Origin of the sequence: Rathayibacter sp. VKM Ac-2856 (genome assembly GCF_013205055.1) — a bacterium.
Classification (GTDB): domain Bacteria; phylum Actinomycetota; class Actinomycetes; order Actinomycetales; family Microbacteriaceae; genus Rathayibacter.
In genome coordinates this window covers 653,499-677,854 of sequence record NZ_JABMLF010000001.1, presented here as the reverse complement: position 1 = coordinate 677,854, position 24,356 = coordinate 653,499, and the positions used below count along the sequence as shown (strand labels likewise).

The following is a 24,356-nucleotide window of genomic DNA, read 5'->3' as shown; positions in this document are numbered from 1 at the left end:
TTGCTAAAGTAGTCACGCGCTGTTCGCCTCCGGGTGAGCGGATGATCCTCGATAGCTCAATTGGCAGAGCAATCGGCTGTTAACCGGTAGGTTCTTGGTTCGAGTCCAAGTCGGGGAGCGAAGGGCCTGGGACTCCACTCCTGGGCCCTTTTTCGTGCGCCCTGCGGGGTCGCCGTCGCCCTCCGTCGCCCCCTCGCCCGATTCCTCGGGCTCCTGGGCTCGAGTCCACAGGCCTCCCGGTCGCACGCCGCCTCCGCCCCGTCCCGACCGGAGCCCCCATGCGCGACGACGTCCTCGACCTCCTCCGCCGCCGGCCCGATGTCGAGGCCCCCGACCTCGTCGCGGTCGACGCGAGCGACCGCCTCCTCCTCGACCTCGCCGCGGGCCGCTCGCGCGTCGCCGTCGTCGGCGACGCCTTCGGCGCGCTGACGCTGGCCCTGGCCGCGGACGGCGTCGCCGTCTCCTCCGCGCAGGACTCGATCACCGCCGAGCGTGCCCTCACGGCCAACGCCGAGGCGGTCCGCGCCGCGGGCATCGAGCTCGCGCCCTTCGAGATCGCAGAGTCGGTCGCCCAGGCGGTCGACGGTGCCGAGATCGTGCTGCTCCGCCTCCCGCGCTCGCTCGACTCCCTGGCCGCCGTCGCCGCCGACGTCGCGCTCGCGAACCCCGCGGCGCAGCTGATCGGAGCGGGCCGCATCAAGCACATGTCGCTCGGCATGAACGACGTGCTCGCACGCCGCTACGACCGGATCGACGTCAGCCTCGCCCGGCAGAAGTCGCGGGCGCTGCTCGCGGGCGAGGCGAAGGCGGAGCAGCCCGCTGCCCCCGGAGCCGAGCGCCGCCGTCTCGCCGAGCTCGGACTCGAGGTCGTCGCGCTGCCGGGCGTCTTCGCCGGCGCCAAGCTCGACCTCGGCACGCGGGCGCTGCTGGCCGCACTCGACCCGGCGGCTCTGCCCGGGGGCGTCGCGGTCGACCTCGGCTGCGGCTCCGGCGTGCTCGCCGCGTCGCTCGCCCTCGCCCGGCCGGACATCGAGGTGATCGCGACGGACAGCTCGCGCGCCGCCGTCGAATCCGCCGGTGCCACCGCCGAGGCGAACGGCGTCGCCGACCGCGTCCGGCTGCTGCGCGACGACAACGCCTCGAGCCTCGCGGACGGCTCGGTCGACGTCGTGCTGTGCAACCCGCCGTTCCACTCCGACGGCGCGGTGACCGACCTCGTCGCCCGTCGGATGATCCAGGAGGCCGGCCGCATCCTCCGCCCGGGCGGCGAGCTCTGGACCGTCTTCAACTCGCACCTCGCGCACCCCGCCGAGCTGCGCCGCTCCGTCGGCCCGACGAAGATCATCGAGCGCAGCGCGAAGTTCACCGTCGCGCGCAGTCGTCGCGAGAGCTGACCGCAAGCCCCCGCCGCGCCTCCGGCTCCGACGCCCGCTCCCGGGTACGATCGCTCTCCGGCGTCCCCCCGCGCCGTTCCCTGATTCCCCGGAGGCCGTCGTGCTCGAAGTCGTCCTCGTCCTCGCCCTGATCGTCGCGGCGGCGGCGGTCGTCCTCTGGCGCCGCTCCGCCGCCGCCGAGCGTCGCGCCGTCGACAGCAGGGCCGAGGAGGCGTCGCGCGTCGCCCGTCTCGAGCTGACCGTCCGCGAGCTCGAGGCGCGACTGCGCATCGTCGGCGAGCTCGAGCAGCTCGCCGTCCGCGCCGCGTCGAAGGTGGTGGAGGAGGCCGAGAGCGTGCGCCTCACCATCGAGCGCGATCCCGCCGCCGCCTCGCGCTCCGCCGTGCGGTCCGTCCGCGCCGCCGAGGCGTCGCTCGCGCAGCTGCGCCGGATCGCCACCGTCGCCGCGGTCGAGCCGGGCGAGCTGCCCGCGGCCGACGGCTCGGCCGCGCTGATCGAGAGCGCGCGCGAGCGCGGGCTGGTCGTGCAGGAGGAGACGTTCGGCGAGGCGTTCCCGCTGCAGGACGGCGCGGACCTCGCCGTGATGCGGGTGCTCGAGTACGCCTTCGACGAGGCGCTCGAGTCCGGCGGCACCGGCACCGAGCTGCGGATCACCTCCCGCTGGACCGCCACGGGCCTGCGCGTCGAGGTGGACGACGACCGCGAGCGCCACGCGGGTGCCGAGGCCGACGCGAGCGCGGTCGACGCCGACCTGCACGCCCTCACCGACCGCATCGACAGCCCGGCGCTCTCGGAGCTGCGCGAGCGCGCCGCCCTCTTCGGCGGCGACGTCGTGGAGAAGCGCACGCCCGGCGTCGGCCGCAGCGTCACCGCGTCCTTCCCGACCGTCCGTCACCACAACGGCGTGCACGGCGTCGACCTGGCCTAGGCCGGACGACTCCGCCGGGGCTCAGTCCTCGAGGTGGTCGACGCCCGGGGTCCAGGAGACGCCCGGAACGCCCCAGCCGCGCTTGCGGGTGATCTTGGCGACGGGCTTCGCGTACTCGTGCTCGAGGCGGTCCGTGTAGAGGACGCCGTCGAGGTGGTCGAACTCGTGCTGGAAGACGCGGGCGAACCAGCCCTCCGCCTCGATCTCGAACGGCGTGCCGTCGAGGTCGACCGCGCGCAGGATCGCGCGCTCGGAGCGGCGCAGCGGGAAGCGCTCGCCCGGGAACGACAGGCAGCCCTCCGACTCGGTGTCCTCGTCCGCCTCGCCGAGCGGCGTCGGTGTGACGAAGAGCTCGGGGTTGATCGCGACGCCGCGACGGGGAGTGTCGTCGTCGTCGGGGTAGTCGTAGACGAAGAGCCGCAGCGGCACGCCGACCTGCGGGCCGGCCAGGCCGACGCCGGGGGCGGTGTCCATGGTCTCGAACATGTCCGCGACGAGCGTGCGGAGCGCGTCGTCGAACTCGGTGACGGGGGCGGCGGGGGAGTGCAGGACGGGGTCGCCGGCGATGCGGATGGGGAGGACGGCCATGGGGTTCAGGGTATCGCGGGGCCCGCAGCCGGCCGTCCCGATCGTCATCCGCTGGTTGTCCGACGTCCCCCGTGCGTCGGAGGATGCGCGGATCGATCGTGGGTAGGGTCGTGCCCATGCCCACTGACCTCGCCGACCTTCTGAACGACCCGGCGAAGTTCATCGGCATCCCGATCGCTCTGGTCGGGGCGGTCTTCCTCTCCCTCGGCGCGCAGTTCCAGCACCGCGGAGTCGTCAAGGTCGAGCGGTTCTCGAAGCGCTCCGGTTCGAGCGGGCTGAGCGGCGGGCAGCTCTTCGCGCTGCTGTCGCGGCCGTCCTGGGTGATCGGCACGCTGATGCTGGCTCTCGCGATCGTCTTCCAGCTCACCAGCCTCGGTTTCTCGCCGCTCATCGTCGTCCAGCCGCTCGGCGCCGTCGCGCTCGTCATCACGGCGATCGTCAACGCCCGGGTGAGCAAGGTCCGGCTGAACGCCTCCTCGATCCGGGCCATCATGCTCTGCGTCGGCGGCGTCGGGGTCTTCGTCCTGGTCGCCGCCTTCAACGCGGTCGACGAGTCGATCCGGACGTCGCAGCTGATCACGATCCTGGTGATCCTCGCGGTCGTGATGACGATCTTCGTGATCGCCTTCCGCGTCTTCCGCAAGAAGGCTCGGGCGATCTTCTACATCCTCGGAGCCGGCGTCGTCTACGGCTTCGTCGCGACCCTCGCGAAGGTCGTGCTCAACCGGATCAAGTTCGGCGAGTTCGACCCGCTCACCGTCGTCTGCATCGTGGCGCTGCTGGCCGCGACCGCGCTCGGCGGCTACTTCGTCCAGAACGCCTACGCGTCGGGCCCGCCGGACCTCGTCGTCGCCGGCCTCACCGTCGTCGACCCGCTCGTCGCCGTGGCGATCGGCATCGTCGTCCTCGGCGAGGCGCAGTACGCGGCGCCGTGGGCGATCCCGCTCTTCATCGCGGCGGGAGTGGTCGCCATCTGGGGCGTCTTCCTCCTCGCGAAGCACCACCCGCAGGCCCGCTGAAGCGCCCGACGCGAGCCGCCGCAATCCCGGGTTCCGCGCCCCTCCGCGCCTACACTGGGACCGCTTCGAGACGCCGTGCTCCCGCCCGAACCCACGCCGATCGCTCCTCTCTCTTGGAGCGACACGACACCGTTAGGACCCACTCCGTGTCAGAACCCCGCGACGAGTCGCGACCCGAGTCGTCGACCGGTGAGCCCGCCACGGCGGGAGACGCCGCCCGCCGCCCGCTGACCGTCCTGATCGGCTGCGACACGTTCGCGCCCGACGTCAACGGAGCCGCCAAGTTCGCCGAGCGCCTCGCCGCCGGCCTCCAGGCGCGCGGCCACGAGGTGCACGTCGTCGCCCCGTCGTCCGACGGCTGGAGCGGCACCCGCGTCGAGAGCCACGAGGGTCAGCGGATCATCGTGCACCGCCTCTTCAGCCTCCGCTGGTACCCGCACGACTGGCTGCGCTTCGCGATGCCGTGGCGCATCCGCCAGAACAGCGCGCGGATCCTCGACGAGGTGAAGCCGGACGTCGTGCACTTCCAGTCGCACGTCATCGTCGGCCGCGGTCTCGGCCAGGAGGCGGCCGTCCGCGGCATCCGCATCATCGGCACGAACCACTTCATGCCCGAGAATATGCTCGAGTTCACGCTGCTGCCCAAGGCCGTCCAGGCGAAGGCCGTGGCGATGGCCTGGCGGGCCGCGCGCCGCACCTTCGGCCGGGCCGAGGCCGTGACGACGCCGACCCGCAAGGCGGCGCAGTTCCTCGAGAAGTACACCGGCCTGCAGGGCGTGCACGCCATCTCCTGCGGAATCGACGCCGACAACTACACCCCCGACTTCACGCCGCGCACCGCCAACCGCATCCTCTTCGTCGGCCGCGTCACCGGCGAGAAGCACATCGACGTCCTCCTCCGGGCGGCCGCACTGCTCGATCCCGCCCTCGACGCGCAGGTCGAGATCGTCGGCGGCGGCGACCAGATGCGCAACCTGCAGCAGCTCGCCACGACGCTCGGCATCGCCGACCGCGTCCACTTCACCGGCTACGTCTCCGACGCCGAGCTGAAGCAGGCGTACAGCCGCGCCACCGTCTTCGCGATGCCCTCCATCGCCGAGCTGCAGAGCATCGCGACCATGGAGGCGATGGCCTCGGCCCTCCCCGTCGTCGCCGCCGACGCGATGGCGCTCCCGCACCTCGTCCACGAGGGCGAGAACGGCCACCTCTTCGAGCCCGGCAACGCGCAGGCCATGGCCGACCGCCTGACCGACGTCCTCACGGCCGACCCCGAGCGCCTCGAGGCCCTCAAGCGCAGCTCGCTCCGCATCGTCGCCGCCCACGACATCAACCGCACGATCAGCACTTTCGAGAGCCTGTATCGTGGGGAGCCGGTGGCCGATCCGGCCTCCGACGCAGCGTCCGCTCCGGCCGGCCGAACCGCCTCCTGACGGTCCGCCCCGCCCCCTCGGGCGCCGCGGGGCGTTAGCTCAGCCGGTCAGAGCAGCGGACTCATAATCCGTCGGTCACGGGTTCAAGTCCCGTACGCCCTACCAACTAAAGACTGGGGAGCGGGCCGTTGAGGTTGAATCCGCAGCCGCAGACCCCCTTCGTAACCGCCCGACGTAGCGATCGTGCGATGATGGTTTTCACACTTCGATGTCAGGGGAACGGTAGTGGTGAAAACTCTGTCAGCAGCGTCCACGAGTGCGCTGATTGACGTAGCGCTTGAGTTAGGTAGGGCAAACGAAGGGGAGCCGCTTTGGCATCGGGGGCATACATCCAAGTCACACACCCTGATTCCAAGTCTCTTCCGGAAGCTGAATGACGCCGAAGAGATTTTCGACATAGAGCGGCGTTTAATCACCCGCTTCAGGCAACGCAGCCTGCCATACTGGCCAAATGGTTATCCTCAGAACGACTGGGAGCACCTGTTTGCAATGCAGCACTATGGCATTCCTACACGTCTTCTTGATTGGACGGAAAATCTTCTCGTCGCTTTATATTTTGCTGCTCTCCCGACGGTCCCCGAAAGAGAGGTCGACGATACGCCAGCCATATGGAAGATATCGCCTGCTCGGTGGAACCGGAACGCCAAGCATTTGGATGAGTTTGACGATATTGGAATTCTAACTACCGATGACGAAGAACTTAAGTCTTACGCTCCTTTAGATCGTCAGTTGGTTCAACGTCACAAGGTTCCTCTTGCGATCTACGGAACCCACAACTCGGCCCGCATAGTTGCACAGCGAGGTGCTTTCAGTGTGGCGGGAAAGAGTTTGGAGCCAATGGAACAATTTGCAGTGCCGGAGGTTGATGCGCTTTGGAAAATCGATCTCTTATATCCGCGAGACGTGATGCGGAACGATCTCGAGGTGCTTGGGTTTGCGGAAAGTATGGTATTTCCGGATATGGTTGGACTTAGCAAAGAAATTACTGCATCGGAGGGTCTTCGTTGACTAATAGATCTTCAGCGCTCGATCACGAATTGGGGCGTGCCCGGCGTAAAATTTCGACAGATAGTTACCCCATGAGTATAGGAGAGCTGTCGAGCCTTTACCGCGACGGAGAGCTCGTAATTCAGCCAGCATATCAGCGTCTTTATCGCTGGGAGGCCGAGCAAAAGTCGCGGCTGGTCGAAAGTATTTTGCTCGGAATTCCCCTGCCTTCTATCTTTGTCTCTCAAGCGCAAAATGGAAAGTGGGAGTTGATCGATGGGCTACAGCGAGTTTCAACAATCCTTCAGCTGCAAGGATTGCTGCCAAGCTACGAGCCTCTTCGAATGGAGGGAACTAAATATCTCAAGGGCTTGGAGGGAATGGTTTGGGAGTCCGACGATGACGATTCGCTTTCAGATGCGCAACGGCTAGACTTCAAGCGCTCGAAGGTCGACGTAAAGATTGTCAAAAGAGAATCGGATCCTGCCACCAAGTACGATTTATTCCAGCGACTTAATAGCTACGGAACACCCCTTGCTCCTCAAGAAATGCGACACGCGCTACTCGCTGGAGTGAGCGCAGAATTTGGCTTGTGGCTTCAGGAGACAACATCAAATCCAGACTTCCAGGAGTCGATCAGTTTGCCCGAGAAACTCCTGTCTGAAAAGTATGACGAAGACCTTGTTCTACGTTTTCTGTACCTTCACGAAAACGGCGCTATTAAGCCTGTTGACCTTCGAGGCTTTAATCAGAAATTGGATGATGCATCCGTTTCAATGGCTGAAGTCTACCCACTCGGTCGCGATCGTCTTCAAGGCATTTTTACACAGACATTTGAGCAGCTGAACTCGCAGCTCGGTTCCAATGCCTTCCGGAAGTGGAGTGCCGAAAAGGACCGCTTTGCTGGAGGTTTTTTGAATACCGCCTTCGAAGTATTGGCCATGGGTCTCGCCTACCATATCGCGACGGGATCGCGACACCGGAAAGACCTCCAAAATGTAGCTGTCGAACTTTGGGCGCGAGAGGAGATGAGCGCTCGGTTCGCGACTGGAGTGAGTACTGAGAAGCGTCTAAGCATCACTCTGCCACTTGGTCGTGAACTTCTGGCGTGGCGTCCGTAGGTGAGGGATACACGTCGAGGCGGTCTATGTCGGCCTACTGGGGGTTGCGGGAAGCGTTGCAGGAACACTTGCTAGTGGTCGCGGTGTCGGTATAGCCGAAGATGCGGACGATCCGTACCAGCGGCACTCCGAACGCGGCGAACAGCGTCGCGGCGTTGCGGCGGAGGTGGAAGAAGTACGGGCCAGGCTGGCCGTCGGCGTAGCGGCGTTGCGGAAGCGGCGGCGGTAGAGCGAGTCGTAGTCTTTGCGCTTGGACCAGACGACCCCGCCGTGGAAGTCGCCTTCGCCGCCGCAGTTCCGACTACGACCGCGTGAGCCGGACGTCTTCTCGTCGCCCGAGTGCGTGGCGCGATATCGGATAACCCGTCTGCCAAGTCATTCAGTAGCGGACCTCATGGGTCCCATATGGCGGACTGAGGGAGTCTTCGCTCGTGCGGACGAGCGTCGTTTGAACTTCGGGCTACCGGTGCATCGCCGCTGCGGAGGCATGCCTACGCTCTCAATCGTCCGAGCACCCCGTCGGGCGCGTTTTCGTCCCGGGACATCGAGCGCGATACGGCGGTACTGTTTACAGGTCGAACCGGGTCTGCGCCGCCCGGCCGTCAATGCGACCTACGGAGCAGTGCCGCGAGACTGTTTGTAAATCCGACGGCCGCGGGCCGCGCAGCGAGACCGCGGTTGAGAGGGGTCGATGCGCTCAGGCGGGCAGTATTGGGATCCGTCGCGCGGGCCGAGAGCCACGCGTGGGTTGCGCCGCGTGAGAAGCGGAGCGAGAAGCGTGTGTATGACATGGAACAGAATATGAGTATGAACGAAGAGCCGCGACAGCTTCGACCTGTACTCGACTATCCCGAGTGGCCGCATCAGAAGTGGAATCGCGCGCGTCAACTGGGTGCGGAACTGGATTCGAGAATTCGCGCTTGGGGCGTCACAGTACCGATCGGGCTCGAGCCTAGGTTTTCCCAGGACCGGCGGCTCGTGACCTTTCATGCTCGGGTACCACACGAGCCGCCTGTGTACGAGTGGTCCCTACTGCTTGCGGACGCGCTCCATAACTATCGCGCTGCACTCGACGCCCTAACTTGGTCAATGGCACATCTTGATGGGGCCGTGCCGACTGCGGAAAACGCGCGTCGCATCTATTTTCCCATCTGCCTTACTCGAGAGCAGTGGATGAAGTGGGCGCGTGGATCGCTCGCAACCGTACCGGAGTTTGTCCTCGAGCGTCTTCACTAAATTCAGCCGTACCATGTCCAGCCGGTTGACGAAGGTATCTTCGTTCATCTTCACGAATTGGACATTGCAGATAAACATAAGGGACTAGTTCAAGCCTCGGTCGTTCTTCGCGAAGCTCACCAAGTGACGTTTAGGTTAGAGCTTGAGGGGGGCGTGCCATGGGAACAGAACATCGACGGAGAGCCGTGGAAGTGGCTGACTGCTAATCGCGCAGTGAAGCACGGGGATCCTTTGTTCGAGATGCGGACGACCGTGCCGATCAAAAGTGCGGAGAGCCCTATGCGATTGCCCGTCGTCATTGCTGTTTCAAACCGGGGCGAGGTCATGGACGTAATTAACGTGCTCGAGATGATTGATCAGCAGGTGAGCATCACCTTCGAGATCGTGGAGACCGGACGCCTCAGAAGCGCACCGGACCTCCGACCGACGCCCGTCGAAGACGTCGAGCCGAGAATCAGCCCCTCCGAAAGCCCCTCGGACGACGCCACAACGGGGTGATCGATTCCGCCAACGGCGAAAGGTTCCTGTTGCGGAAGGTGCTTTGGTCCGAGTACCTACGCGAGATTTTGCGGCCTGCGGCGGGTTACTTAGTCGAGCGCGGCTCAGAAAAGTCTCTACGGAGCGTCGCGCTCGGACTCCGATTGGCCCGGGATCGAGCCCTTAAGTCCCTATTTCCGATCCGGCGCGGTCGTGCCGACGGCCGACGCCTCGTGTTCGCAGAAGTCGTCGTACTCGAGTGTCGAGTACGACGACTTCTGCGGAGTGGAAGGGCGGGTCAGGCGTCCGGGTGGGACTTCTTCAGGCGGGACTTCGCGGCGCGCTCGGTGAGGACCGACAGGTAGTCCTGGACGGGGCGGCCGGCGAGGGCGTCGAGCTCCGCCTGGACGGCGGACTCCACCTCGGCGGCGGGGCGGTCGGGGAAGCGGGTGCGCAGGCGCGCAGACACTTCGGAGACGATCTGGTCGAGGTTCACGTCATCAGGCACGCGCGCATCCTGCACCCGCTCGGTTAACGGGAGGTGCCCGGATCCGGGCGTGGCGGTGCGGCCGTGACAGCAGGAGGAGTTCGCCCGCTCGCCCGCGAGAGCGCTAGCACGTCCGTCGCCCGGAAGCCCGTGGTGGCCGCGTCTTTCCCGACGTGGTTCGCTGGTCACGTGCCTGACCTCCCGATGTTCCCGCTCGGCTCCGTGCTCCTGCCGCACATGCCGCTCCCGCTCCGGCTGTTCGAGCCGCGGTACCTGCGGATGCTCGGCGACGTGCTCGAGGACGACACGCTCTCGTTCGGCGTCGTCCTGATCGAGCGCGGTCAGGAGGTCGGCGGCGGCGATCAGCGCTTCCCCATCGGCACGGTCGCGCGCATCCTCAACATCGACGGCGCCGAGTCCTTCGTCACCATCGACTCCGTCGGCGAGGACCGCTTCGAGGTCGTCCGCTGGTACGACGACGATCCGTACCCGAAGGCCGAGGTGCGCGCCGTGGCCCCGCTCGAGTGGGCACCGGAGCACGAGGAGCTGCTGCGCTCCGCCGAGTCGGCGGTGCGGACGGCGCTGGCGGTCGCGAGCGAGTTCGTCGAGCAGCGCTACGGCGCCGTCGTCGAGCTGGCGGAGGACCCGGCGGCGCACGCCTGGCAGCTCGCGGGCGTCGCTCCCGTCACCGAGCTCGACCGGCTCGCGTTCCTGCGCAGCACCTCGATGGTCGAGCTGCTCGAGGCCGTGCGCGAGCGCTCCTCCGAGGCGACCGAGTCGTTCCGGGCCGGCTGGGCCTGATCGAGCCTCGACCCTGACGGCGTCCTTCCCCTGACTGCGGGAGACGCCTCACTCCTCGAGAACGACTCCGCGCTCGGCCGCGAGCTGCGCCAGATCGTCGACCACGACGAGCGCCATCCGGACCGAGCGGTCGCGGCGGTACTCCTCGTCGTCGGCGTCGATCCGCGGGGCCCGGTCGAGGGTCTCCTCGATCGACTGCGACAGCTCGCGCCAGGCGTCGCGCCGGGCGTCGTCGACCAGCGCGGCCAGGTACTGCTCGTCGCGCGCGCGGTGGCGCAGGGAGTCGGCGACCGAGAGCGAGAGCCGCTCACGGTGGTCGAGGTTGTCGATGTCGGCGGAGCGGTAGTCGTGCACGTGATCGGAGCGGCCGCCGACCAGGGTCGCGTCCGCGGCGATGGCGCGCAGGCGCTCGGCCGCGGCCTCGGACTCGTCGGCGAGCTTCTCCAGCTCGGCGGCGGCGATGACGGAGTAGTGGCGCACGTCGAACGGGACGCCCTCGGCCAGGCCGTCCATCAGCACGCGGTTCTTCACGGCCATCCGGCTCGCGTACTGCGCGAGCAGCAGGCCCTCCTCAGCGGCCTCCTCGACCGAGACGGGCTCGCGCGCCGGGTTCTCGTCCGGGTCGTACGGCTCCATCTTGAACCTGCGTCGACGGCGGAACCACACGCGCGTCACCTGCACCCTCGGTCCGAGCACCCCGCCCGCCGGAGCACCCTCTCGAGAGTACCGGTCGGGCGGGGGCGTTGGTCGGCCGACCGGACGCTCGGGAGCGTCGACGGCGGTCCTGGCGGGCGGCGCCCGCTCAGGCGTCCCGCCAGTCGTCCTGCAGCAGGTGCGAGCCGGCCTGCGGTCCCATCTGCAGCATGCCGCCGTCGACGGTGTAGGACGCGCCGGTGATGTACGAGCCGGCGGGCGAGGCGAGGAGGGCGACGACGGCCGCGATCTCCCGGGCGTCGCCCGGGCGGCCGAGCGGGATGCCCGGGCGGTCGATCGTGAACGGGTCGACGTCCTCCGCGTCGTTCATCGGGGTCGCGATCTCGCCCGGTGCGACCGCATTGGCCGTGATGCCGTGCCTGCCCAGCTCGAGGGCGGCGACCTTCAGCAGACCGCCGAGGCCGTGCTTGGCGGCCGTGTAGGCGCTCGCGCCGACGCGGGGCTGGTGCTCGTGCACGCTCGTCACGCCGATCAGCCGGCCGCCGGTGCCCTGCTCCACCATGATGCGGGCGGCCCGCTGGAGGCAGACGAAGGCCCCGTCGAGGTTCAGCGCGACGACCTCGCGCCAGCTGTCGAGGCTCTGCTCGAGGAACGACTCGCCTCCGCCTCCGCCCGCGTTGTTCACGAAGACGTCGAGGCCGCCGAGGCGCCGCGCCAGGTCGTCGATGACGTCGCCCGCGCGATCGAGCTCGGTCGCGTCGAGACGGGCGACCTCGGCGCGGCGGCCGTGCGAGCGGACCTCCTCCGCGGTGTCCTGCGCGCCCTTCTCGTCGCTGTGCCAGGTGATGCCGACGTCCATCCCCGCCTCGGCGAGGGCAACGGCGACGGCTCGGCCGATGCCCGAGTCCGAGGCCGTGACGACGGCGCGGGTGGGCTGGAAGTCGCGGGGTCCGCGGGTCATGACGTCTCCTGTTCCGTGGAGGCCGGGCGCCCCCTTGATCCCGATCCCAGCACCCGGGCTCCGGAGGCGGGAGCCGCTTGACAGGTCGATCACCGCGTCGGCGGGCGTGGCGGGTGCCCGCTGGGCGTGGGCATCGCGTTGACTGTGCGGATGGATTCCCGACGCATCTCGGTCGTCGTCCCCGTCAAGGACGACGCCCGGCATCTCGAGCGGCTGCTCGCGCTCCTCGCCGACCAGACGCTCGCCCCCTTCGAGATCGTCGTCGTCGACGACGGCAGCACCGACGACAGCGCCGAGGTCGCGCGCGCGGCGGGTGCGCGGGTGGTCGTGCACGGCGGCACCGGCATCCCCGCCAGCACGGCGCACGGCTTCGACGAGGCGGAGGGCGACGTGCTCGCGCGGCTCGACGCGGACTCGCAGCCCGACCGGCACTGGCTGGCGCGGATCGCCGCGCACTTCGCCGATCCGACGGTCGGGGCGGTGACCGGCCCCGGACGCTTCGTCGAGCTCGGTCCTCTCGCACGGGCGCTCGCCCGGGTCGCCTACATGGACGCCTACTTCGTGCTGATGGGATCGGCGCTGTCGCACTGGCCGCTCTTCGGCTCCAACTGCGCCGTCCGGCGGTCGGCCTGGGAGGAGGTCGCGGGGGAGATGCACCGCGACGACCCGTACGTGCACGACGACGTCGAGCTCAGCGTGCACCTGGGGCTGCGCCACCGGATCGTGCTCGACCGGCACCTGGAGGTCGGCATCTCCGCGCGGCCGTTCGGGGCGGCGAAGGACATGGTGCGGCGCCTGGACCGCGCGCTGCACACGCTCCGGCGCCACCCCGGTCTCGGCGACCCGCTGCAGCGCTGGATGCACCGCACCCGGCGCCGGCACCAGGAGCGGCTGCAGTCCCTCGCCGCCGCCCGCCGCGCTCCGCGCTAGAGCGGCAGGCCGGGACGCGGCTCGGGGCCGGGATCCCGGGCCGGGCCGGCGCCTAGGACTCCGTCGACGCGGCCGCCGGCGCCTCGGCCGGCCGGGGCCCGTCCTTCGGCATCGCGCGGACCGCGAAGAGCATGCCGACCGCGAGGACCGTCAGGGCGATGCAGACGAAGCGGGTGCCGTCCGCGAGGCCCTCCGGAGTCGGATCCCCGCCGCCCGCCTGGGCGTTGACGATCGCGCCGAAGACCGCGACGGCGACGGCGCTGCCGATGTTGCGGGCGAAGAAGTTCGTCGACGACACGACGCCGCGCTCGTTCCACTCGACGCTCGCCTGCGCGCGGATCAGGGTCGGGGTCGCGACCAGGCCCATCCCGGCGCCGATCAGCACGCAGAAGCCCGCGATCTCCCAGAGGCTGGACGAGGCGCCCAGGAGGATCGTCAGCCCGGTGCCGACCGTGACCAGCGCCGCCCCGATGAAGGCCGTCCGCCGGAAGCCGATCCGGAGGTACAGCCGCCCCGAGAGACTCGCGGCCACAGGCCAGCCGAGCGTCATCGCGGCGACCGCGAAGCCGGCGCCGAGGGCGGAGCTGCCGAGGACGTTCTGCGCGAAGGTGGGGAAGTAGGAGGTGACGCCGAGCGTGATCGCTCCGACCGTCACCGAGACGAGGCTGGTGGAGAGCAGCACCCGTCTCGTAAGCACCCAGAGCGGCAGCACCGGGGCCGCGGCCCGCCGCTCGACGGCGACGAAGGCGGCGAAGGCGAGGGCCGAGACGACGAAGACGCCCACCCCCGCGGCCGAGAGCCAGGGCCAGGCGTTGCCGCCCTCGAGCAGGCCGAGGATGAGCAGCGCGGTGCCGAGGGCGAGCACCGAGGCTCCCGCGACGTCGAGCGGGGCGCGCTCGCCGCGGGTGGTCTCGCGGAAGCTGCGGATCAGGAGGAAGGCGGCGAGCAGGCAGAGCGGGATGTTGACCAGGAAGATCCAGCGCCACGCGCCCAGGTCCGACAGCACGCCGCCGAGGGTCGGGCCGACGACCGAGGAGATGCCCCAGACGCTCGCGAGGTAGCCCTGGGTCTTCGCGCGCTCGGCGACCGTGTAGATGTCGCCGGCGATCGTGATGCCCATCGGCTGGATCGCTCCGGCGCCCAGGCCCTGCAGGGCGCGGAACGCGATCAGCGCGGGCATGCTCCAGGCCAGCCCGCAGAGGAGGGAGCCGACGAGGAACAGGCCGATCCCGATCAGCATGATGGGCTTGCGGCCGATGACGTCGGAGAGCTTGCCGTAGAGAGGGACGGAGACGGCCTGGGAGAGCAGGTAGATCGAGAACAGCCAGGGGAACTGCTCGAAGCCACCGAGGTCCGCGACGATCGAGGGCACCGCGGTGGAGAGGATGGTCGCGTCGAGCGCGACGAGCGCGGTCGAGATCATCAGCGCGAGGAGGATCGGACCGCGCTCGGAGCGCAGTCCGACGCTCGCGCGAGTGGGGGAGTCGGTCATTCCGCTCACGCTATTGCAGAGCCGGGCGATGGAACGGGGGCTCGACGCACTCGGTAGACTGGCCCTATGGAACTCGTGCTCTGGCTCGTCGTAGCCGCCATCGCCGGTGTCGGCCTCGTCTCCGGAGTCGCGGCTCTGATCGCCATGACGGTCGCCCCCTGGTCGGACAGCAAGTAGCCGGGGGCCGGGTCGGGAGCCTCGACCCTCACTCGTAGCACCGCACGACGCTCCAGCACGGATCGGTCGAGGCGACGACGTCGAGCACGTACGCTCCGCCCGTCTCGAGATCGGTCGCCTGGAAGCGCCAGCCGCCGATGCTGACCGGCACCCCGCCGAATGTGGGCGGGAAGCCGTCGAGCGGCGCCCACCAGTCGCTGGTGCACGTCCAGACCGTCGGCCGGTCCGTCACGCGGTAGTGAGCACCCCGCCACTCGAGGGCGACGGGCACTCCGTCGCCGTCGGTGGCGACCATCGCCGTCTCGTCGATCACCGCCATCGTGGGTGCTCCCGCCTGCTCCGCTCGACCCGTCGGACTCGACTGGCCGTTCGAACATGTGTTCGATAGTCTGCGAGTGTACGCCGCGGCGCCCGTGCTCGCCACGGCAGCGGACCGACCGGGCAGGAGGCGAGATGATCGAGTGGAGTCCCCTCCAGATGCTGCGCAGCAGCGGGCCCGACGAGTGGGTGATGGTGGACGCGATGCGGACCGGGCGGATCGGGCTGATCCGCCGGATCGAGACGGGTCCCTACCGCGAGAGCTGGTACCGGGCCGTCACGTGGGCCGCGGAGCCGAGCCGGCGCACGCTCGTCGGCTACTCGCGGTCGATGGAGACGATCGCGGCCGCGCTCTGGGCGCATCAGCCGCTGACCGCGCAGGAGAAGCCGTTCCCCGGCTATCCGGCGTCGAAGCCGGCTCCCGAGCGCGCTCCGTGACCGCGGTGCCGGGGGTGCTCGTCCGCGCGGGCACCGAGGCGGGGGAGAATGGCCGGATGCTCCTCGCGCTCACCGGTGGACCCACGGGGTCGTGGCGGGCAGTGGCGGCGGACGGCTCGGGGGCGGAGCTCGGCGGCGGTCGCGGCCCGGTCGAGCTGGCCGCCTTCGTCCGGGCGCAGGAGGCGGAGCGACCGCGCTGGGTCTGGGACGACACCGCGCGCTGGTACCCGGCGCTGCTGGCCGAGGGCGTGCACGTCGCGCGCTGCCACGACCTCCGCCTCGCCCGCGCGATCCTTCGCCGCTCCGAGCAGACGGCGCGCTCGCCGCTCGCGCGCGCGGCTCCCGACGCCTGGGACGCCGGGGCGGCCGCGCCGGCCGCGGGGGACACGCTCCTCGGCTTCGAGGAGGCTCCCGCCGAGACCGACGAGCTGGACCCGCTGGTCGAGCTCGCGCGGCAGGAGGAGGCGCTGGCCTCGGCCGTCGAGGGAGGGCGACTGCGCCTCCTGCTCGCCGCCGAGTCCGTCGGCGCGCTGATCGCCCGCGAGATCGCCGCGGCCGGTCTGCCCTGGCGCGCGGACGTCCACGACCGGGTCCTCACCGAGCTGCTCGGCCCGCGGCCGCGCTTCGGCGGCCGCCCGGCCCGCCTCGAGGCGCTGGCCGATGACATCCGCCGCGAGCTGGCCGCGCCCGAGCTGAACCCCGATTCGCCGGCGGACCTGCTGCGCGCGCTCCGCCGCGCCGGTCTCGCGGTCGAGTCGACCCGCTCGTGGGAGCTGACCTCGATCGAGCATCCGGTGATCCCGCCGCTGCTGGAGTACAAGAAGCTCTCGCGTCTGCTGACCGCCAACGGCTGGGCCTGGCTCGACGCCTGGGTGCACGACGGGCGGTTCCGGCCCGAGTACGTCGTCGGCGGGGTCGTCACCGGCCGCTGGGCGACCTCGGGCGGCGGCGCGCTGCAGCTGCCGCGGCAGATCCGCGCCGCGGTGACCGCCGATGCGAGCTGGAAGCTCGTCGTCGCGGACGCGGCGCAGCTCGAGCCGCGGATCCTCGCCGCGCTGGCGGGCGACTCCGTGATGGCCGCTGCCGGTCGCGGCAGGGACCTCTACCAGGGCATCGTCGACGCCGGGGTCGTGCCGGACCGGCCGAGGGCCAAGGTCGCGATGCTCGGCGCGATGTACGGGGCGACGAGCGGGGAGGCCGGGCGGCTGCTCCCGAGACTGGCGCGCGCCTATCCGCTCTCCGTCGCGCACGTCGAGGCGGCCGCGCGGGCGGGGGAGCGCGGCGAGTCGGTCTCGACCCGGCTCGGCCGCAGCTCACCGCCCGGGGACGTGGACGCCGGGGGTCAGCGCGCCCGCGACTGGGGGCGCTTCACCCGCAACTTCGTCGTGCAGGGCACGGCCGCGGAGTGGGCGCTCTGCTGGATGGGGGAGCTGCGGGCGAGGCTGCGCGCGGAGGGCGCGCTCGCGCACCTCGTGTACTTCCTGCACGACGAGGTGATCGTGCACGCGCCCGAGAGCGAGGCGGAGCGCGTCGCCGCGATCGTCCGCGAGGCCGCGGTGCGCGCCGGCCGCGCGCTCTTCGGGGAGCAGGAGGTCGACTTCCCGGTCACCGTCGCGATCGTCGACGCCTACGACGAGGCGAAGTGACGCGAGGGCCGGGCGTTCGCCTCTGCGCTCAGTAGCAGTGCGGCGCTCAGTACCAGTGCGGTGCTCAGTACCAGTGCGGCGAGCGGCTGTTCCAGGACGACCACGCCGCGCACGGCGAGCCGTAGCGGTCGGCGATGTAGGCGAGGCCCCAGTCGACCTGGGTGGCCGCGTTCGTCTGGTAGTCGGCGCCGTAGGACGCCATCTTGCTCGCGGGCAGGGCCTGCGGGATGCCGTAGGCGCCGGAGGAGCGGTTCAGGGCGTTCCAGCGCCAGCCGGACTCGCCGTTCCAGAGCGGGATCAGGCAGTTGTCGACCTGGTCCTGGCCCCAGCCGTGGCTGCCGACGACGGAGCGCGCGTAGTTCTGCGCCTGTGCGGGCGACATGCCGTCGGTGCGACCGGCGTAGGTGCTGAGCGCGGCGATGGTCTTCGCGGTGCTGTTCTTGCCGGACTGGTCGTCGTTCCCCAGCTCGACCGGACCGCCGCCACCTCCACCGCCACCCGTGGCCGGTGCCGCGGGCGCCGGTGCCGAGGGAGCGGACGGCGCCTTCGCGGCCTGCTGGCGCCGGGCCTCGGCCTCGGCGGCGAGGCGCGACTGGCGCTCCTGCTCCTCGAACGCGGCCTTCGCCTCCTGACCGGTGGCGAACTCCTCCTCGAGCGCGGCCGTGGTGTTCTTGAGCGAGGCGAGCTGCTCGTAGAGCTGCGAGCTGTACTGCTCCTGGTCGGCGACCTTCGCGTCGGCCTCGGACTGCGCCGACTGAGCGGCTGCGAGCGCGTCCTGCGCGGCGCTGACGAGCGAGAGGCGCTCGGTGCGCGCCTGCTCCGCCTGCCCGGCGAGGGCTGCGGCGGTGTTCTCGGTGGTCTCGGCGTCGTCCTGGAGGCGGCTGGTCTGCAGCGTGAGCTGGCTCATCGTGCCGAGGCGGTAGAGCAGCTGGTCCGACTGCTCGCCGCCGACGAGGAGGTTGAGCGTCGCGTCGGTGCCGCCGTTGCGGTAGAGCTGGGCGGCGAGGCGGCCGGCCTGCTCCTTCGCGGCATCGGCGTCCGCGCGGGCGGCGGTGGCGCGCTCCTCGAGAGCGGTCACGCGCTGGGTGGCCTCGTCGAGCGCGCTCTGCGCGTCGTCGGCCTCCGAGGCGCGGGCGATCGCGGCGTCGGTGAGGACGGCGGCCTGATTGCGCAGGTCGTCGAGGATCGCGGTGATGCGGTCGACCTCGGCGGCCGTGGCGCTCTCGCTCGACTTCGCGGCCTCGACGTCCGACCACGACGGGTAGTCGGAGGGGTCGTAGGCGGCGGAGGCCGCCATCGGCGCGGCGAGGGCCGCGCAGAGGACGAGGACCGTGCCCGCACCGGCTGCGACGAGCCGTCGGCGCGCGGACGTGGACACGCGGAGGCCGAGAGGCGAACGGATCATACTCGCCAGCCTAGGCGACGGCGCCCGCGCCTGTCTCGTGTCGGCCGATCCTGTCGCCGTCCGGCTCCTCGGACGTCGCGTCGTCCTTCGCGGCGGCCCGGCGGCCCCGCCGCGGGCGCTCGAGGGCGTAGCCGCGGACGGCCGCGCCGTCGCCGCCCCCGGACAGCTCGTCCCGGGCGGCCTCGAGGAGCCGGCGGAGGGCGTCGTCGCGCACCAGCACGGCGCGGGCGGCCAGGCGTCGCTGCGGGTGCTCGTCCGGCACCTCCTGCTCGTCGGGGAGCGTGCTCGCGTAGCCGTCGAGGACAGCGTCGAGATCGGCGGAGGAGAGGCTCGAGGCGAGCAGGATGCGGTCGAGGACGTCATCCCAGTCCTCCTCGGCGGAGGCGCCGTCGCCGGAGAGCCACGCGAGGGCCTCGGCCCGGCCCTCCTCGGTGAGAGCGTGCAGGGGGAGACCGTCCTCGGTCGCTCCGGCGCCGACCACCAGACCGCGCTCGCGGAGGCGGTCGAGCGTGGAGTAGATCTGACCGACGTTCACCCGGCGGCGGTGCGCCGCCCGGTCGAGCAGCTCGGCGTGCAGCTGCAGGCCGTAGGCGGGACCGAGGGTGAGGAGAGCGAGCAGGCCGTCGCGGACCGACACGGGGCTCCTCTCGAGCGGATGCGGGCCCGGATCCGGGCGGCGCCGCGGTTCGGGCGGACGATCCCGAGTATAGGCAGGGGATCTGCGCGGCCCCGGGCGAGGCGCGGCGAGGCGCCTTGTCGTTACGGGGGCTCTCCTGCATAATCTGGAGCGGTGGCTCGTCCGCCGCACAAGAAGGCACTGCACGTCGCTCGTGGTCCAGGTCGTTGGGGAAGACGCACCAGGACGGACGGAGGACAGCGTGGTGACGCAACAGACTCGGGGTGTGCTCTTCGTGCACTCCGCCCCCCGCGCGCTCTGCCCCCATCTGGAATGGGGAGCAGGTCGCGCTCTCGGCCGTGCCGTCAACTTCGACTGGATCGAGCAGCCCGTGCAGCGCGGCGCCCAGCGCGCCGAGTTCGCCTGGGAGGGCCCGGTCGGCACCGGCGCGGTGATCGCCTCCGCCCTCCGCGGCTGGTCCGACGTCCGCTACGAGGTGACCGAGGACCCGTCACCGGGGACCGACGGCGGCCGCTGGATGCACACCCCCGAGCTCGGCATCTTCTACGCCCAGACCGACAGCGGCGGCAACACCGTCATCCCCGAGGACCGCATCCGCTCCGCCATGGAGACCGCCGGCGCCGACCCCATCGAGCTGCACCGCGAGCTGCGCCTCGCCCTCGGCCAGGCCTGGGAGGACGAGCTCGAGCCCTTCCGCGCCGCGAGCGACTTCGCCCCGGTCGTCTGGATGCACAGCGTCGGCTGAGTTCTCTGCTGCGCCGCCCCCTGTGCGGCGCAGCGCGGTCGGCTTTCGCAGGTAGGTGCGCTGGGTGGAGCGGGGTGCGTGCGGCGACGGTGATTCGCTGGGACGCGAATCGCCGGATGCGCCTCGTGGCGCGCGGCGATCCGGGCGCTGCTGGTCGTAGTGGGGCGGACCCGTCTTCGGCTCGTGAAGTGGTGCCGGGCTCGTGGAATCGGCCGCCTTCGGCGAGCCCGAGCTGATTCGACGTGCCGAACTTGTGGGGATGGCTGGTTCGGCTCGTGAAGTGGCGTCGGGCTCGTGGAATCCGCCGCGTTCCGCGAGCCGGAGTCGAAACGGCGTGCCGGAGGTGTGTGGGCATCCGGTTCGGCTCGCAAGATGGCATTGGGCCCGTGGAATCGGCTGGATTCGGCGAGCCAGAGTCGATTCGGCGTGCCGGAGGTGTGTGGGCGTCCGGTTCGGCTCGTGGAATGGGGTCGGGCTCGTGGAATCGGCCGGATTCGGCGAGCCGGGGTCGATTCGGCGTGCCGAAGGTGCGTGAGCGTCTGGTCCGGCTCGTGAAGTGGTGTCGGGCTCGTGGAATCCGCCGCGTTCGGCGAGCCGTAGTCGAAACGGCATGCCGGAGGTGTGTGGGCGTCCGGTTCGGCTCGTGGAATGGGGTCGGGCTCGTGGAATCGGCCGGATTCGGCGTGCCGGGGTCGACTCGGCGTGCCGAAGGTGCGTGAGCGTCTGGTTCGGCTCGTGAAGTGGCGTTGGGCTCGTGGAATCGGCCGGATTCGGCGAGCCGGGGTCGATTCGGCGTGCCGGAGGTGTGTGGGCGTCTGGTTCGGCTCGTGGAATGGTGTCGGGCTCGTGAGATTCGCCGTGTTCTCCGAGCCTGAGCTGATTCGACGTGCCGGAGTCGGCCTGACCGAATCGGGCTCGCGATCTGAGCCTCGGTTCCCTGGATCGGCGGTGTTCCGCGAGCCGAAGCGCGAACAGCGTGCCGAAGGTGGACGGGTGCGCTGTTCGACCCGCGGAACAGCTTTCGGGTTCGACGGTCTGCGAGATCCCGCGAGCCGGAGCCCGTCACAACGCGCGAAGCCACTGCGAAGCGCCAGCGAGCCGCAGGCGAAGCATCCACGCGGTCGACCGTCCCGGTGACGGGTGCCCTGCCCAGCGAGCCGTAGGCAAAGCGTCCACGCGACCGAGAGTTCCGGTGAAGGCTCCGGTACTCAGGGAGCCGTAGGCGATGCGTCCACGTGGTGTGTGTTCTGGTGAAGGTGCCTGTACTCAGCGAGCCGCAGGCGATGCGTCCACGCGGTGGATGTTCCGGTGAACGTGCCTGTACTCAGCGAGCCGTAGGCGATGCGTCCGCGCGGCAGATGTTCTGGTGAAGGTGCCTGTACTCAGCGAGCCGTAGGCGACGCGTCCACGCGGTGGGCGTTCCGGTGACGGTGCTTGTCCTCAGCGAGCCGCAGGCGATGCGTCCACGCGGTGGGTGTTCCGGTGAACGTGCTTGTACTCAGCGAGCCGCAGGCGACGCGTCCGCGCAGGCGAGCACGGAGCCGGCACTCGGAGCGAACGGCGACCCGCGCGCCCCGAGGCGCATCCGGGGATCCGCGTTCCAGCGGATCACCGTCGCCGAACCGCACCGGCCCTGCGATCCGCAACCCCGCAGGGAGCGGACGCGCCTGCGCCGCGCGATGCGCGGCGCAGCCCGCGTTCCGCTCGGTGTACGGGGCTACGCCCCGCTACACCGACCGGAACGCGGCAACAGCATTGTGCCCCCCGAACCCGAAGGAGTTGGAGAGGGCGACGAGCGGTCCCGCGCCGAGGTCCCGCGGGGTGGTGACGACGTCGAGGGGGATCTGGGGGTCCTGCTCGGTGAGGTTGATGGTGGGCGGGGCGGTCCGCTCGTGAAGGGCGAGGACGGTGAAGATCGCCTCGAGCGCGCCGGTGCCGCCGAGGAGGTGCCCGGTGGCGGCCTTGGTGGCGGAGACGGCGATGTTGGGGAGGTGGTCGCCGAAGACGCGGGCGAGGGCCCGGTACTCGGCGATGTCGCCGACGGGGGTGCTGGTCGCGTGGGCGTTGACGTGGGTGACGTCGGTGCGGGCGGCGCCGGCCTGCTCGAGGGCGTCGATCATGGCGCGGGCGGCAGCGGATCCCTCGGGGTCGGGGGCGGTGATGTGGTACGAGTCGCTGGTGACGGCGCCGCCGGCGAGCTCGGCGTAGATGCGGGCGCCGCGGGCGAGGGCGTGCTCCTCGGTCTCGAGGACGAGCGTGGCGGCGCCTTCGCCGAGCACGAAGCCGTCGCGGGAGACGTCGTAGGGGCGGGAGGCGGTGGCCGGGTCGTCGTTGCGGCGCGAGAGGGCCTGCATCGACGCGAAGGCGGCGAGGGGGAGCGGGTGGACGACCGACTCCGTGCCGCCGGCGATGACGACGTCGGCGAGGCCGCGCTGGAGGTGCTCGTAGGCGTTCGCGATCGCCTCGGTGCTGGAGGCGCAGGCTGACACGTCGGTGCGGGCGTAGGCGCGGGAGGGGATCGACATGCTGATCGCGGCCGCGGCGGCGTTGGGCATGAGCATGGGGATGGTCATCGGGAGGACGCGGCGGGGGCCGCGCTCGCGCAGAGTGTCCCAGGCGTCGATGAGGGTCCAGAGGCCGCCGATGCCGGTGGAGTAGTCGACGCCGACGCGCAGCGGGTCGACGTCGGTGATGCCGGAGTCGGCCCAGGCCTCGCGCGCGGAGATCAGGGCGAACTGGCTGGAGGGGTCGAGGCGCTTGGCCTCGGGGCGGGGGAGGACCTCCTCCGGGCGCACCTTGGCCTGGGCGGCGAAGGTGACGGGGAGCTCGAGCTCGGCGACCCAGTCGGCCTCGATGGTGCTGACGCCGGACTCGCCCGCGAGAAGGGCGTTCCAGGACTCGCGAGCGGTGCCGCCGAGGGGCGTGCTCGCTCCGATGCCGGTGACGACGATTTTCTTGGGGCTCATGACGACGATCTCTGTTCCGTGACGGGATTGGTGCCGGGCGCACCCCGGCCGGGCTCAGCGCCCGGGCCGGGGTGTCCGCCGCGTGGACGGGGTGCGCGGGGCGCTGACTACTCGGAGGCCTTGACGATGAAGGTGACCGCGTCGCCGACCGTCTTGAGGTTCTTGACCTCGTCGTCCGGGATCTTCACGTCGAACTTCTCCTCGGCGTTGACGACGATGGTCATCATCGAGATGGAGTCGATGTCGAGGTCGTCGGTGAACGACTTGTCCATCTCGACGGAATCGGTGGCGATCCCGGTCTCGTCGTTGACCAGCTCGGCCAGGCCGGCGAGGACTTCTTCGTTGGACAGTGCCATGGTTCTCTCCTTGAGGGTGTTCGATCCGCGATGTCGTTCGGGATCGTGGGTGTCGTTCGAGATCGTGGTGCTCGTCGATCCCGGATGCTCTCCGGAATCGGCTTTCGTCGTGTGACCGTAGGTCAGTTTAGGGGTGGGTCCGCGCCCCCTACGGGAGCACCACGACCTGCGCGCCGAAGACGAGTCCGGCGCCGAAGCCGATCTGCAGGGCGAGTCCGCCGCTGAGCTCGGGGTGCTCCTCGAGCAGGCGGTGGGTGGCGAGGGGGATCGAGGCGGCCGAAGTGTTGCCGGTCGTCTCGATGTCGCGGCCGATGGTCACCGTCTCGGGCAGCTTCAGCTGCTTCGCGAGCTCGTCGATGATCCGCATGTTGGCCTGGTGGGGGATGAACGCCGCGAGGTCCTCGGGCTCGACGCCCGCCTCGGCCAGCGCCTGCTTGGCGACCTTGGCCATCTCCCAGACCGCCCAGCGGAAGACGGACGGGCCGTCCTGGCGCAGCGTCGGCCACTCGGCGACGCCGTCGCGGTAGGCGGCGAGCGGGTTGTCCATGCCGACCGTGTCCCACTTGGAGCCGTCGGAGCCCCAGACGGTCTTGGAGATGCCGGCGGTCTCGCTCGGGCCGACGATCGCGGCGCCCGCGCCGTCGCCGAGGAGGAAGGAGATGCTGCGGTCGGTCGACTTCACGATCTCGGACAGCTTCTCCGCACCGACGACGAGGACGTACTCGGCGAGTCCAGAGCGGACGAACGAGTCGGCCTGGGCGATCCCGTAGGTGTAGCCGGCGCAGGCCGCCGAGATGTCGTACGCGGGAGCCGGGTTGGCGCCGATGCGCTCGGCGAGCAGCGCGGCGAGGGACGGCGTCTGCACGGTGTTGCTGATCGTCGAGACCAGCACGAGGCCGATCTGGTCGGCGCGGATGCCGGCCTTCTCGATCGCCTCGAGCGAGGCGGTGGTGGCGAGGTCGACGGCCTGGACGTCGGCCGAGGCGCGGCGGCGCTCGATGATGCCGGTGCGCTGGCGGATCCACTCGTCGGAGGAGTTGATCGGGCCGACGAGGTCGTCGTTGGGCACGACGAGGTCGCCGCGCGCCGCGCCGATGCCGAGGATGCGGGTGTACGCGCTGCCGCTGGACTGGGTGAGGGAAGGGGTCGTCATGGGTCTCTCC

23 protein-coding genes and 2 tRNA genes are annotated in these 24,356 nt (G+C 70.1%); 14 read left to right on the top strand and 11 right to left on the bottom strand.

All coding sequences use genetic code 11. The features are described from left to right. Positions 1-45: 45 nt before the first annotated feature. From HQQ82_RS03185 to HQQ82_RS03175, 3 genes are all read left to right on the top strand, one after another. Positions 46-118: transfer RNA gene (locus HQQ82_RS03185), tRNA-Asn, on the top strand. A 160-nt stretch (positions 119-278) separates the two neighbouring features. After that, on the top strand, positions 279-1,394 hold the full coding sequence (locus tag HQQ82_RS03180; protein ID WP_173231618.1) for a class I SAM-dependent methyltransferase: 1,116 nt from the start codon (positions 279-281) through the stop codon (positions 1,392-1,394). Between the two features lie 100 nt (positions 1,395-1,494). Continuing rightward, positions 1,495-2,322 (top strand): hypothetical protein, encoded by an 828-nt coding sequence (locus HQQ82_RS03175; protein WP_173231617.1) that lies wholly within the window; start codon positions 1,495-1,497, stop codon positions 2,320-2,322. Between the two features lie 21 nt (positions 2,323-2,343). Here the strand turns inward: HQQ82_RS03175 and def are convergent, their stop codons facing one another. Beyond that, complete coding sequence (def, locus tag HQQ82_RS03170; RefSeq protein ID WP_173231616.1) at positions 2,344-2,910, bottom strand: peptide deformylase; 567 nt, start codon at positions 2,908-2,910, stop codon at positions 2,344-2,346. A gap of 116 nt (positions 2,911-3,026) precedes the next feature. Here def and HQQ82_RS03165 point away from each other — a divergent pair, with 116 nt between their 5' ends. The 6 genes from HQQ82_RS03165 (at position 3,027) to HQQ82_RS03140 (ending at position 9,201) form a co-directional block, all read left to right on the top strand. Beyond that, positions 3,027-3,929 (top strand): DMT family transporter, encoded by a 903-nt coding sequence (locus HQQ82_RS03165; RefSeq protein WP_173231615.1) that lies wholly within the window; start codon positions 3,027-3,029, stop codon positions 3,927-3,929. 239 nt (positions 3,930-4,168) lie between these two features. Next, entirely contained in the window at positions 4,169-5,359 is a 1,191-nt protein-coding gene (locus HQQ82_RS03160) for a glycosyltransferase (RefSeq protein ID WP_173232303.1), read from the top strand. 28 nt (positions 5,360-5,387) lie between these two features. Further along, positions 5,388-5,464, top strand: a tRNA-Ile gene (locus HQQ82_RS03155). 120 nt (positions 5,465-5,584) lie between these two features. After that, a complete protein-coding gene (locus tag HQQ82_RS03150; RefSeq protein WP_173231614.1) occupies positions 5,585-6,367 on the top strand; it encodes an FRG domain-containing protein in 783 nt (260 codons plus the stop codon). A gap of 71 nt (positions 6,368-6,438) precedes the next feature. Then, a complete protein-coding gene (locus HQQ82_RS03145; protein ID WP_173231613.1) occupies positions 6,439-7,467 on the top strand; it encodes a DUF262 domain-containing protein in 1,029 nt (342 codons plus the stop codon). 1,359 nt (positions 7,468-8,826) lie between these two features. Next, positions 8,827-9,201, top strand: coding sequence for a hypothetical protein (locus tag HQQ82_RS03140; protein ID WP_173231612.1), 375 nt, complete (start codon positions 8,827-8,829; stop codon positions 9,199-9,201). 277 nt (positions 9,202-9,478) lie between these two features. Here the strand turns inward: HQQ82_RS03140 and HQQ82_RS03135 are convergent, their stop codons facing one another. Further along, on the bottom strand, positions 9,479-9,688 hold the full coding sequence (locus tag HQQ82_RS03135; RefSeq protein ID WP_173231611.1) for a three-helix bundle dimerization domain-containing protein: 210 nt from the start codon (positions 9,686-9,688) through the stop codon (positions 9,479-9,481). A 168-nt stretch (positions 9,689-9,856) separates the two neighbouring features. Here HQQ82_RS03135 and HQQ82_RS03130 point away from each other — a divergent pair, with 168 nt between their 5' ends. Further along, complete coding sequence (locus HQQ82_RS03130) at positions 9,857-10,468, top strand: LON peptidase substrate-binding domain-containing protein (protein WP_173231610.1); 612 nt, start codon at positions 9,857-9,859, stop codon at positions 10,466-10,468. 48 nt (positions 10,469-10,516) lie between these two features. Here the strand turns inward: HQQ82_RS03130 and HQQ82_RS03125 are convergent, their stop codons facing one another. Then, complete coding sequence (locus HQQ82_RS03125) at positions 10,517-11,143, bottom strand: hypothetical protein (RefSeq protein ID WP_216848159.1); 627 nt, start codon at positions 11,141-11,143, stop codon at positions 10,517-10,519. A 127-nt stretch (positions 11,144-11,270) separates the two neighbouring features. Beyond that, the gene (locus tag HQQ82_RS03120) at positions 11,271-12,083 is read right to left on the bottom strand and encodes an SDR family oxidoreductase (RefSeq protein ID WP_173231608.1); all 813 of its coding nucleotides are present in this window, start codon (positions 12,081-12,083) and stop codon (positions 11,271-11,273) included. 150 nt (positions 12,084-12,233) lie between these two features. Here HQQ82_RS03120 and HQQ82_RS03115 point away from each other — a divergent pair, with 150 nt between their 5' ends. Further along, the gene (locus HQQ82_RS03115; RefSeq protein ID WP_173231607.1) at positions 12,234-13,013 is read left to right on the top strand and encodes a glycosyltransferase family 2 protein; all 780 of its coding nucleotides are present in this window, start codon (positions 12,234-12,236) and stop codon (positions 13,011-13,013) included. Between the two features lie 52 nt (positions 13,014-13,065). Here HQQ82_RS03115 and HQQ82_RS03110 read toward each other — a convergent pair whose 3' ends face one another. Both HQQ82_RS03110 and HQQ82_RS03105 read right to left on the bottom strand, forming a co-directional pair. Then, entirely contained in the window at positions 13,066-14,505 is a 1,440-nt protein-coding gene (locus tag HQQ82_RS03110; protein WP_173231606.1) for an MDR family MFS transporter, read from the bottom strand. 205 nt (positions 14,506-14,710) lie between these two features. Beyond that, positions 14,711-15,001: a hypothetical protein gene (locus HQQ82_RS03105; protein ID WP_173231605.1), complete on the bottom strand. Its 291-nt coding sequence runs from the start codon at positions 14,999-15,001 to the stop codon at positions 14,711-14,713. Positions 15,002-15,135: 134 nt separating this feature from the next. Between HQQ82_RS03105 and HQQ82_RS03100 the strand changes: the two genes are divergently transcribed. Together HQQ82_RS03100 and HQQ82_RS03095 are read left to right on the top strand one after the other, a co-directional pair. Then, a complete protein-coding gene (locus tag HQQ82_RS03100) occupies positions 15,136-15,438 on the top strand; it encodes a hypothetical protein (RefSeq protein ID WP_173231604.1) in 303 nt (100 codons plus the stop codon). Between the two features lie 56 nt (positions 15,439-15,494). Beyond that, a complete protein-coding gene (locus HQQ82_RS03095; RefSeq protein ID WP_173231603.1) occupies positions 15,495-17,084 on the top strand; it encodes a bifunctional 3'-5' exonuclease/DNA polymerase in 1,590 nt (529 codons plus the stop codon). A 64-nt stretch (positions 17,085-17,148) separates the two neighbouring features. Here the strand turns inward: HQQ82_RS03095 and HQQ82_RS03090 are convergent, their stop codons facing one another. Next, the gene (locus tag HQQ82_RS03090) at positions 17,149-18,489 is read right to left on the bottom strand and encodes a hypothetical protein (protein ID WP_173231602.1); all 1,341 of its coding nucleotides are present in this window, start codon (positions 18,487-18,489) and stop codon (positions 17,149-17,151) included. A 10-nt stretch (positions 18,490-18,499) separates the two neighbouring features. Beyond that, positions 18,500-19,126 carry a PadR family transcriptional regulator gene (locus HQQ82_RS20490; RefSeq protein WP_173231601.1) on the bottom strand — a complete coding sequence of 209 codons (627 nt, stop codon included), beginning with the start codon at positions 19,124-19,126 and terminating at the stop codon, positions 18,500-18,502. A 241-nt stretch (positions 19,127-19,367) separates the two neighbouring features. On the opposite strand from HQQ82_RS20490, the gene HQQ82_RS03080 reads away from it, so the two are divergent. Next, entirely contained in the window at positions 19,368-19,871 is a 504-nt protein-coding gene (locus tag HQQ82_RS03080; protein ID WP_367947789.1) for a DUF3145 domain-containing protein, read from the top strand. Positions 19,872-21,598: 1,727 nt separating this feature from the next. Here the strand turns inward: HQQ82_RS03080 and HQQ82_RS03075 are convergent. The 3 genes from HQQ82_RS03075 to HQQ82_RS03065 form a co-directional block, all read right to left on the bottom strand. Then, the gene (locus HQQ82_RS03075; protein WP_173231600.1) at positions 21,599-22,837 is read right to left on the bottom strand and encodes a beta-ketoacyl synthase; all 1,239 of its coding nucleotides are present in this window, start codon (positions 22,835-22,837) and stop codon (positions 21,599-21,601) included. A gap of 107 nt (positions 22,838-22,944) precedes the next feature. Next, entirely contained in the window at positions 22,945-23,193 is a 249-nt protein-coding gene (locus HQQ82_RS03070) for an acyl carrier protein (RefSeq protein WP_159985175.1), read from the bottom strand. 148 nt (positions 23,194-23,341) lie between these two features. Continuing rightward, positions 23,342-24,346: a beta-ketoacyl-ACP synthase III gene (locus tag HQQ82_RS03065; protein WP_173231599.1), complete on the bottom strand. Its 1,005-nt coding sequence runs from the start codon at positions 24,344-24,346 to the stop codon at positions 23,342-23,344. Positions 24,347-24,356 lie beyond the last annotated feature (10 nt).

What these genes read in the sequence shown, in the direction of transcription:
- HQQ82_RS03180 (WP_173231618.1), top strand. Translation starts at nt 279, where the DNA reads ATGCGCGACGACGTCCTCGACCTCCTCCGCCGCCGGCCCGATGTCGAG.
- def (WP_173231616.1), bottom strand. Translation starts at nt 2,910, where the DNA reads ATGGCCGTCCTCCCCATCCGCATCGCCGGCGACCCCGTCCTGCACTCC.
- HQQ82_RS03165 (WP_173231615.1), top strand. Translation starts at nt 3,027, where the DNA reads ATGCCCACTGACCTCGCCGACCTTCTGAACGACCCGGCGAAGTTCATC.
- HQQ82_RS03145 (WP_173231613.1), top strand. Translation starts at nt 6,439, where the DNA reads ATGAGTATAGGAGAGCTGTCGAGCCTTTACCGCGACGGAGAGCTCGTA.
- HQQ82_RS03120 (WP_173231608.1), bottom strand. Translation starts at nt 12,083, where the DNA reads ATGACCCGCGGACCCCGCGACTTCCAGCCCACCCGCGCCGTCGTCACG.
- HQQ82_RS03115 (WP_173231607.1), top strand. Translation starts at nt 12,234, where the DNA reads ATGGATTCCCGACGCATCTCGGTCGTCGTCCCCGTCAAGGACGACGCC.
- HQQ82_RS03110 (WP_173231606.1), bottom strand. Translation starts at nt 14,505, where the DNA reads ATGACCGACTCCCCCACTCGCGCGAGCGTCGGACTGCGCTCCGAGCGC.
- HQQ82_RS03105 (WP_173231605.1), bottom strand. Translation starts at nt 15,001, where the DNA reads ATGGCGGTGATCGACGAGACGGCGATGGTCGCCACCGACGGCGACGGA.
- HQQ82_RS03100 (WP_173231604.1), top strand. Translation starts at nt 15,136, where the DNA reads ATGATCGAGTGGAGTCCCCTCCAGATGCTGCGCAGCAGCGGGCCCGAC.
- HQQ82_RS03095 (WP_173231603.1), top strand. Translation starts at nt 15,495, where the DNA reads ATGCTCCTCGCGCTCACCGGTGGACCCACGGGGTCGTGGCGGGCAGTG.
- HQQ82_RS03090 (WP_173231602.1), bottom strand. Translation starts at nt 18,489, where the DNA reads ATGATCCGTTCGCCTCTCGGCCTCCGCGTGTCCACGTCCGCGCGCCGA.
- HQQ82_RS03075 (WP_173231600.1), bottom strand. Translation starts at nt 22,837, where the DNA reads ATGAGCCCCAAGAAAATCGTCGTCACCGGCATCGGAGCGAGCACGCCC.
- HQQ82_RS03070 (WP_159985175.1), bottom strand. Translation starts at nt 23,193, where the DNA reads ATGGCACTGTCCAACGAAGAAGTCCTCGCCGGCCTGGCCGAGCTGGTC.
- HQQ82_RS03065 (WP_173231599.1), bottom strand. Translation starts at nt 24,346, where the DNA reads ATGACGACCCCTTCCCTCACCCAGTCCAGCGGCAGCGCGTACACCCGC.